This window comes from Rugamonas rubra (genome assembly GCF_900114705.1).
Classification (GTDB): Bacteria; Pseudomonadota; Gammaproteobacteria; order Burkholderiales; family Burkholderiaceae_D; genus Rugamonas; species Rugamonas rubra.
The window spans coordinates 177622-189828 of record NZ_FOTW01000012.1; the positions used below are offsets into that span (position 1 = coordinate 177622).

At 67.3% G+C, this 12207-nt stretch carries 10 protein-coding genes; 5 read left to right on the forward strand and 5 right to left on the reverse strand.

Translation table 11 applies throughout. The features are described from left to right. Positions 1 to 55 precede the first annotated feature (55 nt). The gene (locus BM252_RS14050; RefSeq protein WP_093388290.1) at positions 56 to 1270 is read left to right on the forward strand and encodes a phospholipase D-like domain-containing protein; all 1215 of its coding nucleotides are present in this window, start codon (positions 56 to 58) and stop codon (positions 1268 to 1270) included. Further along, positions 1267 to 2343, forward strand: a complete 1077-nt coding sequence (locus tag BM252_RS14055; RefSeq protein WP_093388291.1) for a S1/P1 nuclease — start codon at positions 1267 to 1269, stop codon at positions 2341 to 2343. Before BM252_RS14050 ends, BM252_RS14055 begins: the two co-directional genes overlap by 4 nt. A gap of 58 nt (positions 2344 to 2401) precedes the next feature. Here the strand turns inward: BM252_RS14055 and BM252_RS14060 are convergent, their stop codons facing one another. Further along, the gene (locus BM252_RS14060) at positions 2402 to 3310 is read right to left on the reverse strand and encodes a substrate-binding periplasmic protein (RefSeq protein WP_093388292.1); all 909 of its coding nucleotides are present in this window, start codon (positions 3308 to 3310) and stop codon (positions 2402 to 2404) included. A gap of 57 nt (positions 3311 to 3367) precedes the next feature. Continuing rightward, positions 3368 to 4150, reverse strand: a complete 783-nt coding sequence (locus BM252_RS14065) for a DeoR/GlpR family DNA-binding transcription regulator (protein ID WP_093388293.1) — start codon at positions 4148 to 4150, stop codon at positions 3368 to 3370. Positions 4151 to 4248: 98 nt separating this feature from the next. On the opposite strand from BM252_RS14065, the gene BM252_RS14070 reads away from it, so the two are divergent. The 3 genes from BM252_RS14070 (at position 4249) to BM252_RS14080 (ending at position 8290) form a co-directional block, all read left to right on the forward strand. Next, on the forward strand, positions 4249 to 4932 hold the full coding sequence (locus BM252_RS14070) for an NUDIX domain-containing protein (RefSeq protein WP_093388294.1): 684 nt from the start codon (positions 4249 to 4251) through the stop codon (positions 4930 to 4932). Positions 4933 to 5259: 327 nt separating this feature from the next. Continuing rightward, on the forward strand, positions 5260 to 6075 hold the full coding sequence (locus tag BM252_RS14075; RefSeq protein WP_093388295.1) for a TorF family putative porin: 816 nt from the start codon (positions 5260 to 5262) through the stop codon (positions 6073 to 6075). 52 nt (positions 6076 to 6127) lie between these two features. Next, positions 6128 to 8290 carry a methyl-accepting chemotaxis protein gene (locus BM252_RS14080; protein ID WP_093388296.1) on the forward strand — a complete coding sequence of 721 codons (2163 nt, stop codon included), beginning with the start codon at positions 6128 to 6130 and terminating at the stop codon, positions 8288 to 8290. Positions 8291 to 8576: 286 nt separating this feature from the next. Here the strand turns inward: BM252_RS14080 and BM252_RS14085 are convergent, their stop codons facing one another. From BM252_RS14085 to BM252_RS14095, 3 genes are read right to left on the reverse strand one after another with little or no spacing between them, the layout of a single operon-like run. After that, entirely contained in the window at positions 8577 to 9548 is a 972-nt protein-coding gene (locus tag BM252_RS14085) for an ABC transporter permease (RefSeq protein WP_093388297.1), read from the reverse strand. 10 nt (positions 9549 to 9558) lie between these two features. Further along, the gene (locus tag BM252_RS14090; protein WP_093388298.1) at positions 9559 to 10641 is read right to left on the reverse strand and encodes an ABC transporter permease; all 1083 of its coding nucleotides are present in this window, start codon (positions 10639 to 10641) and stop codon (positions 9559 to 9561) included. Next, a complete protein-coding gene (locus BM252_RS14095; RefSeq protein WP_093388299.1) occupies positions 10638 to 12167 on the reverse strand; it encodes an ABC transporter ATP-binding protein in 1530 nt (509 codons plus the stop codon). Before BM252_RS14095 ends, BM252_RS14090 begins: the two co-directional genes overlap by 4 nt. Between the last annotated feature and the right edge of the window lie 40 nt (positions 12168 to 12207).

The following is a 12207-nucleotide window of genomic DNA, read 5'->3' on the forward strand; positions in this document are numbered from 1 at the left end:
GCAGGGCGGCGCCACCGGCGCCGCCGCCGCCCATTGATATCAAGGAACCCCCACGATGCGTCGTCTCTTACTTCCCGCCCTGTTGGGCGCCGCCGGCCTGGCCCACGCCGAGTTCAGCATTCCCGGCTACGAGCTGGTCCACACCGTGCCGCTGGAAACCAGCTTGGCCACGCCCGACCTGCGCGACGCCGCCACGGTCTGGAGCGAGCTGTTCGACCAGGCCAGGAGCGAGATCGTGATCGGCCAGTTCTACGTCGTCAACCAGGCCGGCAGCACCTTCGAACGCGTGGTCGAACGGCTGGCGGCGGCCGGCCGGCGCGGCGTCAAGATCCGCTTCCTGCTCGACCAGAAGGGCGTCGGCCTGTCCGAGCCGGCCACCATCGCCCAGCTCAAGGCGATCCCGAATTTGGACCTGCGCGTCATCGACTTCAACAAGCTGACCGGCAACGGCATCATCCACGCCAAGTACCTGGTGGTCGACCGCGCCGTCGCCTACGTCGGCAGCCAGAACTTCGACTGGCGCGCGTTCAGCCACATCCACGAAACCGGCCTGCGCATCAGCGACCCCAAGGTGGTCGGCCAGGTGCAGGCGATCTTCGAGCAGGACTGGCGCGCCCAGGCGCTGAGCAGCCAGGGCCAGACCGTGCCGGTGCTCAACAGCAAACCGGTGGCCGCCGACTACGCCCAGGCCGCCTACCTGCTGGCCAGCCCGAACGCCTACAACCCGGCCGGCGTGGGCGACTCCGAAAGCGGCCTGCCGGCCCTGCTGGCCGAGGCGCGCAGCGAGGTGCGCATCCAGCTGCTCGACTACGCCCCGCTCAGCTACGGCCCCAAGGGCACGCGCCCCTACTACGCGGTGATCGACAACGCGGTGCGCTCGGCCGCCAACCGTGGCGTCAAGATCAAGCTGATGGTGTCGAACTGGAACCTGGAGATGCCGGCGCAGTCCTACCTCAAGAGCCTGGCCATGCTGCCCAACGTGGAAATCCGCGTGGTCACGCTGCCGGTCGCCTCGAGCGGCTTCATCCCCTTCGCCCGCGTCATCCATAGCAAGACCATGGTGATCGACGGCAAGCTGGGCTGGGTCGGCACCAGCAACTGGAGCGGCGGTTATCTGGACCTGTCGCGCAATTTGGAGGTGGTGATGCGCAACGAGAAAATGGCCCAGCGCCTGGCCGCGCTGCACGAGCAGACCTGGAGCTCGGCCTACGCCCAGCCGCTCGACATCAACAAGGTCTACGCCAAGCCGAGCAAGGGGAGTCCGGAATGAAGCGCCTCGCCTGCATCGCCGCCCTGGGCGGCCTGGTCCTGTCGGCCGACGCGCTGGCCTGGGGCAGCGACGGCCACCGCGCCGTCGGCGCCATCGCCGACCAGTTGATCGTTGGCAGCCGCGCGCAACAACAAGTGGCGGCCCTGCTGTTGCCGGGCGAGAGCCTGGAGCAGGTGGCCAACTGGGCCGACTGCGTCAAGGGCAGCTACTGCGGCCCGCAAACCGAGGAGATGCAAGCCTACACGGCGGCCAATCCCAAGCACAGCGAGTACCACTACACCGACGTGCCCTTCCAGGAAACGCGGTACCACGACCACGCCGTCGGCACCGCCGAGGACGACATCGTGCAGACGCTGGGCCAGGCCATCGCCGTGTTGCGCGGCAAGGGCGACCCGCAGACCAATCCGCACCGCTTCAGCCCGCGCCAGGCGCTGTTGATCCTGACCCATTTGGCCGGCGACATCCACCAGCCGCTGCACGTCGGCGCCGCCTACGTCGGCAAGGACGGCGGCTACGCGCTGCCCTTGGCGGCCAAGCAGATCGACGCCGTCAACATGTTCGACGCGCGCGGCGGCAACAACCTGCTGCTCGACGACGTCAAGCTGGGCGCCGCCAGCGCCCAGCTGATCCCGCCCCGGCCGGCGGCCGACGCTGCCGCCGCAACCGCCGCCGGCGCGGCCGGCGCCAAGCCCAGGCAGCTAACCCGGCCCTTCCATTCGTATTGGGACAGCACGGTGGTCGACTACGCCATGCGCCGCGTCGGCGCGCGCACGCCGCAGCAGTTCGCCCAGATCGCCATCGCCGCCAAGCCGGTGGTGGCGGCCAACAGCGGCGACCCGTCCGGCTGGCCGCACCAGTGGGCCGACGACGCGCTGATGGTCGCCAAACTGGCCTACGCCGACGCCACGCCGGGCAAGGTGGCGTACCAAACCAGCGGCAAGGGCGAGGTCTACCAGGTGTGGGCGCTGGGCGTGCCGGACAACTATCCGGTGGCCAGCTCGGCCATCGCCAAGGAGCAGTTGATCAAGGGCGGCTACCATTTGGCCGCGCTGTTGCAGAGCATCTGGCCGTAGCCGGGCGGCGCCGGCGGGTGCTTGCCGGCGTCGTCGCGAGCACACTCGGCGCGCCGGCCTACTTGTCGCTCAGCGGCTTGTACCACAGCTCGGCGCGGCCCAGCGGTGTCTGCGGCGACAGCGAGGGGTTGCGCAGCTCGATCACGCGGCGCCGGTGCAGGCCGCCGCGCTCGATGATCTTGCCCTTGTAGCGCTGGAACAGCGCGTCCAGGCTGCCGTCGCGTATCATCGTTTCCAGCCCCGCCTCGATGCGCTTGGCCAGCAGCTCGCCCTCGGCGTCGCGGCGCACGAAGAAGTAGCGCGGCAGCGGATAGTGCAGCAGCAAGGTCGGCTCCAGCGCCAGCTGCGGATGGCTGGCGCCGCGCTCGGCGAACTCGCGTCCGGCCTCGTCGGCGGCCCGCGAGAAAAAGTCGAAACGTTTCGCTTCCAACATGGAAAACAGGCCGTCGTAGGTCGAACCCTCGACCACCTCGATGCCGGCGGCGCGCAGAATGGCCACGTCGGCCCAGTCCTTGCCCAGGCCGGCGCGCAGGCCGCGCAGGTCCTTCACGCCGCGCACCGCCGCGAAGCGCGGCAGGTCCTCGTGGCGCACCAGGAACACCCGATAACCCAGCAAGCCCTTGTCGACCGGAATGCGGATCGGCAGGAACAGCCGTTCCAGCTCGGCGTCGGTGGCGCGCACGAAAATGTTGATGCGGCCGGCCGGCTGCGCCAGCTCCTGGCTGATGCGCTGCGGCGACATGCTGGCGGAGGCCGGGCGCATGTCGAACGAGCCGAAGCGCGCCCTGGATTTCTCCAGCGCGGTGCGCAACACGGTCCAGTCGTAGTCGTAGCGGCTGTCGATGCTGAAGGTGCTCAGTGGATAGACCAGATGGCTATCGGTGGCCGCCGAGGGGAGGGAGGCGCACAGTCCCGCCAACAACGCCCAGCAGGCGGCGGCGGTCCGGACAGCCCTTGCGTGCATCATCGCTTGCGTGGTCCATGGGGAGAATCTTCCCAGTGTGCCATGCCGGATGGCAATGTATCAAGCCTTTAGGTGGTTTCCTCCAGCGACGACCACCTCGATGCCCATCGCCCGGTAGGGCGCCAACAGCGCCTCGTCGACGCCGGCGTGGACCACGATGGCGCCAACGCTGCTCAGCGGCGCGATCTGGTAGGGCGAGGCGGTGTGTAGTTTTTCCGGCGAGGCCAGCACCACGGTGCGCCGCGCCGCCTGGCTGATGGCGCGCTTGACGCCGGCCTCGTCGTAGTCGCCGGTGGTGATGCCGGCCTGCGGGTCCAGGCTGCACACGCCCATGAAGTAGATATCGGTGCGGATCTGCGCGATCGCCTCCAGCGCCGCCGGCCCCATGGCGACGATGGAGTGCTTGAACAGGCGGCCGCCGATCAGGATCACCTCGATGTGGGCGTGCTCGACCAGCTCCAGCGCCACCGACGGGCTGTGCGTGACCACGGTGGCGCGCAGCTCGGCCGGCAGGGCGCGCGCCAGTTGCACGGCGGTGGTGCCGCCGTCGATGAACACCACCTGGCCCGGCTCGACCATGGCGGCGGCGGCCTGGCCGATGGCCGGCTTGGCTTCGCCGGCGATCTGCTGGCGCTGGGAAAAATTGCCCATCGCCGGTGAGGGCGGCAGCGGCAGCGCGCCGCCGTGGACGCGCTGCAACAGACCCTCGCGCGCCAGCTCGCGCAGGTCGCGGCGGATGGTGTCCTCGGACAGGCCGAGCTGTTCGCTCAGCGCCTTGGCGACGATTTGGCCGTCCTGTTTGAGCAGGTTGAGCAGTAGCTCCTTGCGTTGGCGGGTCAGCATGGCAGTTTTTCCTTTGCATGAAATTTCTTGATATTGCACGATATTGCATGATACTGTTTAAAAATGCAAGTCCCATCCATGCCACCAGGAGTGCCGCCATGCCCGTAGAACACGTTTCAGAACACGTCCGCATCCACCAGGTCGAAACCCTGTCCGACGACTGGTATGTGTTGAGGAAAACCACCTTCGACTACCGCCGCCGCGACGGCCGCTGGCAAACCCTGAGCCGCGAGACCTACGATCGTGGCCACGGCGCCACCATCCTGCTGTACAACCTGGCGCGGCGCAGCGTGATCCTGATCCGCCAGTTCCGCTTCCCCTGCTACGGCGCGCAGCACGACGGCTTTTTGATCGAGACGCCGGCCGGCCTGCTCGACCAGGCCAGCGCCGAGCAGCGCATCCAGGCCGAGGTGGAGGAGGAGACCGGCTACCGCGTCGGCGCGGTGCGCAAGGTGTTCGAGGCCTTCATGAGCCCCGGCTCGGTGACCGAGCGGCTGCACTTCTTCGTCGCCGAATACGACCCCGCCGCGCGGGTCGGCAATGGCGGCGGCATCGCCGAGGAGGGCGAGGACATCGAGGTGCTGGAGCTGCCGATCGAGCGGGCGATGGCCATGCTGGCGTCCGGCGAGATCGCCGACGGCAAGACCATCATCCTGCTGCAGTACGCCGAGCGCGCGCTGTTTGCCGCCAAAGCGGCGCCGGCGGCCCGGGCCGGGGCCGTAGCCGGGCAGGAACGCGGCCTGATGCCACCGGCGGGGAAAAAAATTAACTCTCAGGAATAGTAACTAAAACGCAGTTCGTCACAACGCGGTCATGGCCTAAGAAAATTCCGGGAATTGCAGAATAGCAACAGCATCTTGCAATTTAGGAGAGTACATTTGACATGCGCCGGCCAACCTTCGTATGCTAGACCTAAGAGTTTTCCTACACCCGTTCGGCCGAACGGCGGGGAAGCTCATCGCCTCTATAGGCAAGCATTCTTCATGGCCCCAACCCCGCCTGCAGATTGTAGCCGCCGGCCGGAAGCGGAAACGCTTCCCTGACCGGCCCCCCCTACAACGGCGCGCGCCCCACCTGGCGCCGCCTGCAACAACACGGAGAGATGGAACATGAAACCAGTTTCGCAACGGCTGCTGCCGCTTTGCCTGGGCCTGCTCGCCTTGAGCGCGCAAGCCCAAACCACCGCCGCCGCCGCTGCGGCCGACCCGGCGCCGGCCGCCCCGGCCGCCCCGGCCGCATCGGCGCTCACGGCCAACGTCACGCTGACCTCGCAATACATCTCGCGCGGCTTCCGCCAGACCTGGGGCAAGCCGGCCCTGCAGGGCGGCGCCGACTACGCCTTCCCCAACGGCTTCTCGGTGGGCACCTGGCTGTCGACGATGAGCAACCGCTACATCGAAAACGGCACGCTGGAGTGGGACCTGTACGGCGCCTACACCGGCGCCGCCGGTGACCTTGGCTACAGCGCCGCCGTCTACTACTACAAGTATCCCGGCGCCGAATACAAGGCCAGCGCCACCAAGTACGACTACAGCGAGCTGTCCTTCGGCGCCACCTACAAGATGCTGTACGCCAAGTACAACTACACCATCAGCCACGACTTCTTCGGCATCGTCGACGCGCGCGGCACCGGCTACCTGGACATCGGCGCCAACGTCGACCTGGGCGGCGGCTACACGCTGAACCTGCACGCCGGCGACGGCCGCGTCGCCAACAACAGCATGTGGAACTGGCGCGACCTGAAGGTGGGCGTGAGCAAGAGCCTGCCCGGCGGCTTCACCCTGGCCGCCGCCTACACCAAGGCCAAGGGCGCCACCAGCGCCTACGACAACTACACGCTCGGCATCCCCAACTCGGCCGGCGTGGTCGAGACCTCGAACCCGGCCGACGCCACCCTGGTGCTGGCCCTGACCAAGACGTTCTGAACGACCGGCGCGGCGCGATCCGCCGCGCCCTGAAACACCAAAGGAATCCAGCATGAACCTCGACACCTCCGCCAAGCCTGCCGGCCGTTTCAGCAACGGCATCGGACTGCAACTGTCGCTCAACAGCAAAATCTGCGCCGCCGCCACCGTGCTGGCCGTGCTCAGCCTGGGCATCACCGCCACCGTCATCGGCGTGCGCAGCAGCGCCAGCGCCGAGGCCGCCGCGATGGAGCTGGCGCGCACCTCGGCGCGCGAGGTGTCGGGCGCGCTGCAAAGCCGCATCGGCACCAACCTGGCGGCGGTGATCAACCTGGCAGGCGCCATGCGCGCCACGCGCGGCGCCAACGCCGCCCTCTCGCGCGACCAGGTCAACGAGATGGTCAAGGCCACGCTGGGCGGCTCCGAGGACCTGATCGGCACCGCCGTCACCTGGGAGCCCAACGCGCTCGACGGCAAGGACGCCGAGTTCGCCGACAAGAAGCCGCTGTACGACGCCACCGGCCGCTTCATGCCCTATTGGACGCGCGGCGCCGGCGGCAAGCTCAACGTCGAGCCCATCGTGTTCGACAGCGCGCCGGGCGCCAACGACTGGTACGACATCCCCAAGCGCAGCGGCAAGGTGTTCTTCACCGAGCCCTACAACTATCCGGTCGACGGCAAGAACGTGCTGATGGCCTCGCTGGTCGCGCCCATCCTGATCGAGGGCAAGTTCCAGGGCGTCGCCAGCAGCGACTTCATGCTGACCCGCCTGAGCAAGATCTTGGCCGAGTTGAAGGTGATCGACGGCGCCAAGCTGAGCCTGATCTCCAACGGCGGCCTGTACGCCAGCAACCCCGTCGCCGAGCGCCTCGGCAAGAAGGCCGACGACATCCCCGAGGCCGGCCTGGCCGCCGTGCGTGCCGGCCAGAGCTACGAGTTCGCCGACGCCGGCGGCTACATCCACCTGCTGCAGCCGCTGTTCATCCACGCCGAGAGCGCGCCCTGGAGCGTGCGGCTGAGCTTCCCGAAAAGCGTCGCCACCGCCTCGGCGCGCGAGCTGCTGTGGTACACCCTGGCCGTCGCCCTGATCTGCGCCGTGGCCACCGCCGGCATCCTGATCGGCGTGGTCTACCGCCTGACCGCGCCGCTGCGCACCTTGGGCGCGGCGATGACCGACTTGTCCAGCGGCGAGGCCGACCTCGGCGTCAAGCTGGCCGTCAACGGCAAGGACGAGCTGGCCGTGATCGGCGCCGGCTTCAACGCCTTCGTCGAGAAGATCCACTGCGTGCTGCTCGAGGTGCGCGTCAGCGCCGAGAACGTGGCGCGCGGCAGCGCCGAGATCTCGCTCGGCAACAGCGACCTGTCGGCCCGCACCGAGCAGCAGGCCAGCGCGCTGGAGGAGACGGCCGCCTCGATCGAACAGCTGACCAGCACCGTCAAGGAAAACGCCGAGAACGCGCGCCAGGCCAACGAGCTGGCCGGCTCCGCCTCGGACGTGGCGCAGAAGAGCGGCGCCGTGGTGGCCCAGGTGGTCGACACCATGGCCTCGATCAACCAGTCGTCCAACAAGATCGTCGACATCATCAGCGTGATCGACGGCATCGCCTTCCAAACCAATATCCTGGCCTTGAACGCGGCGGTCGAGGCGGCCCGCGCCGGTGAGCAGGGACGCGGCTTCGCCGTCGTCGCCAGCGAGGTGCGCAACCTGGCCCAGCGCAGCGCGGCGGCGGCCAAGGAGATCAAGGCCTTGATCGACGATTCGGTCGGCAAGGTGGCCATCGGCAGCAAGCTGGTCAACGAGGCCGGCAGCACGATGGACGAGGTGGTCAGCAGCGTGCGCCGGGTGACCGCGATCATGAGCGAGATCACCGTCGCCACGCACGAGCAGAGCGAGGGCATCGCCCAGGTCAACCAGGCGATCACCCAGATGGACGGTGTGACACAGCAGAACGCCGCGTTGGTCGAGGAAGCGGCGGCGGCGGCCGAGAGCCTGCAGGAGCAGGCCCACCATCTGGCGCAGGCGGTCAGCGTGTTCAAGCTCGACGAGGGCAGGGCGGCGCCGCGCGTGCCGGCGCCGGCTTCCGCGCCGAAGCGCGCGCCGGCGGCCAAGGCCGCGCCGGTCAAGCTGGCGTCGGCGCGCCCGGCGCTCCGCCAGGTGGCGCCGGCCAAGCCGGTAGCGCGTCCCGCCGCCAAGGCCAAAGCGTCCAGCGCCGACAGCGAGTGGGAAGAGTTCTAAGCGCGTGAGCGAGGGAGGGGGCGTTACGCCTCTTCCCCGCAGCGCGAGCAAATCGGTGGTTGGGCAGCGAAGGGCTGCGAGGGTCAGCAGCTGCGGGGGGCAGTGCCGACATTCGGACACGTCCTCAGCATTGGCTTGGGACTGTATGGTTGAGCTCGTGTCCGAATGTCGGCACTGACCCCGGTTTTCCGTCCGTTGCGCCATGCAACATGCTGGATGCATCGCACATGAAAATGGCGGTCCGCATATTCTGCTGGACCGCCATCGGATACCTCTCAACTAGTCTTTAGCGCGACTTGACGAACGGCGTGCCCAAGGCCTTCGGCGCCACCGACTTGGCCATCAGGCCGGCCAGCACGATCACCGTCACCACATACGGCACCATCTGGATCAGCGAGCCGGGAATGCGGCCGATGCCGGGCAGGTCGACGCCCTCGATCTGGATCTGCACGGCGCCGAAGAAGCCGAACATCAAACAGCCGAGGAAGGTGTAGACGGGACGCCAGTTGCCGAACACCATGGCCGTCAAGGCCAGGTAGCCGGCGCCGGCCGACATGTCGCGCAGGAAGAAGCCGCTCTGCACGATGGCCAGGTAGGCGCCCGAGAACGAGCACAGCACGCCGGCCACCAGCATCGCCATGTAGCGCTGCCGCTCGACGCTGACGCCGGCCGCGTCGGCGGCGTGCGGGTTCTCGCCGCAGGCGCGCAGGCGCAGGCCGAAGCGGCTGTGGTACAGCACCCAGTGCACCAGCGGCACCAGGCCGAAGGCCAGGTACACCAGCACCGAGTGGCCGCCGATCAAATGCCCGTACAGCCAGCCGATGAAGGGGATGCCCTCGACGGCGGCGCTGCCCGGCAGCACCACGTCGAACAAGCGCGCCTGGCCCAGGTCCGGCGTGCGGCCGCCCTGTTGGAAGAAGAACTGCGCCACCACGAAGGTCAGCCCGCTCATGGCGATGTTGATGGCGATGCCGGCCACCAGCTGGTTGCCCTTTTGCGTGATGCTGACGTAGCCCTGCAGCGTGGCCAGGGCCACCGAGACCAGCACGCCGGCGGCCACGCCGTACCACGGGTTCTGCGTGGCGAAGGCCACCGCCGCCGAGGTGAAGGCGCTGGCCAAAATCTTGCCCTCCAGGCCGATGTCGATCACGCCGGAGCGCTCGGCGAACAGGCCGGCCATGGCGGCGAAGATGAGCACCGGCGCGTTGCGCACGGTCGATACCAGAATGCTGGCGAAGTGGAAGTCGTCGAATGTCATGATGGTTCCCTTATGCCTTGCCGCGCTTGAGCAGGGCGCCTATCGCCGGCGCGTAGAAGTTCTCCATGGCGCCGCAGAACAGGATGATCAGGCCTTGGATAAAGATGAAGGTTTCGGTCGGAATATTCGGTTTTTCCAGCGACAGGTCGAAGCCGCCCTGGATCAGCGCGCCGAACAGCACGGCCGACAGGAAGATGCCGACCGGGTGCTGGCGCCCCATCAGCGCGATGGCGATGCCGACGAAGCCGGCGCCGCCGACGAAGTTCAAACTCAGGTAGTGGGTCGAGCCCATGATGGAGTTGACCGAGCCGAGGCCGGCCAGCGCGCCCGAGATCAGCATGACGGTGATGATCATCTTGCCGATGCGGATGCCGGCATAGTGCGCGGCGTGCTGGTTCAAGCCGGTGGCGCGCAGCTTGAAGCCCCAGGCGGAACGCTTGACCATCAACCCGTACACGGCCAGCGCGCCTATCGCCAGCAGGAAGCTGATGTTGAGCGGCGTCTCGCCGAGGATGGGGAACCAGGTGTTCAGCCGCGGCATGGCGCCGCTGTCGGCGAAGGCGCGACTGGCGGTGTTTTGCTCGCCGGCCGGAATCAGGTATTTGACGATGATGAAGTTCATCAGCGAGGCGCAGATGAAGTTGAACATGATCGTCGTCACCACCACGTGGCTGCCGCGCTTGGCCTGCAGGTAGCCGGGCAGGAAGCCCCACAGCGCGCCGAACAGCGCGGCGCCGCCCATCGCCACGGGAATCAGCGCCCAGGCCGGCAGCGAGCCGTCGAAGGCCAGCATGGCCAGGGTCAGACCCAGGCCGCCGAAGTACATCTGGCCCTCGGAGCCGATGTTGAACAGACCGGCCTGCATGGCGATCGACACCGACAGACCGGTGAAGATGAAGGTCGAGGCGTAGAACAGGGTGTAGCTCAGCCCCTCGGGGTTGATGATGGCGCTGTTGATCAAAATGCCCAGCGACTCGGCCGGGTTTTCACCGAGCAGATAGATCACCAGGGCGGCCACCAGCAGCGCCGACAGCAGATTCAAAACGGGCAGGACGAAGGCGCTCGCCCAGCGTGGCAGGTCGTGGTTGTTCATGATTTGTGCATCCCGCCCATCAGCAAGCCGATGCGGGTGGTGTCGAATTCTTCAATTTTCAGTTCGCCGGTGATGCGGCCGCCGCACATGACGAGGATGCGGTCGGCCAGCGCCCGCACCTCCTCCAGCTCGACCGACACCAGCAGGATCGCCACGCCGCTATCGCGCAGCGCCAGCAGTTGTTTGTGGATGCTTTCGATGGTGCCGATGTCGACGCCGCGGGTCGGCTGGCCGACCAGCATCAGCTTCGGTTGCGCCAGCACCTCGCGGGCGATCACCACCTTCTGCTGGTTGCCGCCGGAGAGCAGGCCGATGCGCAGGTCGCCGTTGGCCGGCCGCACGTCGAAGGTCTTCATCAGCTCGGCGCAGCGCGCCGCGATGGCCTTGAAGTCGAACAGGCCCCAGCGGTTCTTCAGCTTGTCCTGGTAGCCCAGGATGGTGTTGTGCATCACCGAGAAGCTTTTCACCACGCCGTCGCGCAGCCGGTCCTCGGGAATGTGGGCGATGCCCAGTTCGCGGAACTCCAGCGGCAGGCCGTCGGCGTCGGAACGCTTGGCGAAGGGCAGGTCCTTGCCCTCGAAGCGCAGCTGGCCCGAGGTGGGCAGGCGCATGCCGGACAAAATCTCCATCAACTCGCTCTGGCCGTTGCCGGACACGCCGGCGATGGCGACGATCTCGCCGGCGCGCAGCGTGAAGCCGATGTCCGTCAACAGCTTGACCTGCTGCGCGTCCTGCAGCTGCAGGCCGCTCACTTCCAACATCGGCGCGCCCGGCTTGTAGGGCGCGCGCGGCAGGTTGTTCTCGATCGGCCGGCCCACCATCATGTTGGCCAGCTCCTCCTTCGAGGTGCCGGCGGTGGCCACGGCGCCGACCACGCGGCCGCCGCGCATCACGGTGACGGTGTCGGTGATGTCGAGGATCTCCTGCAGCTTGTGGGTGATCAGCACGATGGTCTTGCCCTGCTCCTTGAACAGGCGCAGGATCTCGAACAGCGAGGCGGTCTCCTGCGCGGTCAGCACGGCGGTCGGCTCGTCCAAAATCAGAATGTTGGCGCTGCGGTAGATCTGCTTGAGGATCTCGACGCGCTGCTGCGCCCCCACCGACAAGTCGGAGATGGTGGCCAGCGGGTCGACGTCGAGCCGGTAGCGCTGGCAGATCTCGCGCAGCTTGGCCTCGGTGGTGCTGCGGTGGCGCGCCAGCTGGAAGCCGCCCTCGGTGCCGAGCATGACGTTGTCGAGCACCGTCATGTTCTCGACCAGCATGAAGTGCTGGTGCACCATGCCGATGCCCAGGCGGATCGCCTCCTGGCTGTTGCGGATCTGTTGGACCTGGCCGTCGAGCAGGAGATCGCCGCCGTCGGCGCGATAGTAACCGTACAGGATGCTCATCAGGGTCGATTTGCCGGCGCCGTTTTCCCCCACCAGGCCGTGGATCGAGCCCTTGGCGATGGTGAAGTTGACGTCCGTGTTCGCCTTCACATGTCCAAAGTGCTTGGAGATGTTGCGAAATTCTACAGCTGGCTGCATAGGATCGATTTTAATTAACAACGCGCCGCGCGGGGACGGA

Excerpts from the sequence above, each read along its gene's own strand:
- BM252_RS14080 (WP_093388296.1), top strand. The coding sequence starts at position 6,128 with ATGAACCTCGACACCTCCGCCAAGCCTGCCGGCCGTTTCAGCAACGGC.
- BM252_RS14060 (WP_093388292.1), bottom strand. The coding sequence starts at position 3,310 with ATGATGCACGCAAGGGCTGTCCGGACCGCCGCCGCCTGCTGGGCGTTG.
- BM252_RS14050 (WP_093388290.1), top strand. The coding sequence starts at position 56 with ATGCGTCGTCTCTTACTTCCCGCCCTGTTGGGCGCCGCCGGCCTGGCC.
- BM252_RS14095 (WP_093388299.1), bottom strand. The coding sequence starts at position 12,167 with ATGCAGCCAGCTGTAGAATTTCGCAACATCTCCAAGCACTTTGGACAT.
- BM252_RS14070 (WP_093388294.1), top strand. The coding sequence starts at position 4,249 with ATGCCCGTAGAACACGTTTCAGAACACGTCCGCATCCACCAGGTCGAA.
- BM252_RS14065 (WP_093388293.1), bottom strand. The coding sequence starts at position 4,150 with ATGCTGACCCGCCAACGCAAGGAGCTACTGCTCAACCTGCTCAAACAG.
- BM252_RS14055 (WP_093388291.1), top strand. The coding sequence starts at position 1,267 with ATGAAGCGCCTCGCCTGCATCGCCGCCCTGGGCGGCCTGGTCCTGTCG.
- BM252_RS14090 (WP_093388298.1), bottom strand. The coding sequence starts at position 10,641 with ATGAACAACCACGACCTGCCACGCTGGGCGAGCGCCTTCGTCCTGCCC.
- BM252_RS14085 (WP_093388297.1), bottom strand. The coding sequence starts at position 9,548 with ATGACATTCGACGACTTCCACTTCGCCAGCATTCTGGTATCGACCGTG.
- BM252_RS14075 (WP_093388295.1), top strand. The coding sequence starts at position 5,260 with ATGAAACCAGTTTCGCAACGGCTGCTGCCGCTTTGCCTGGGCCTGCTC.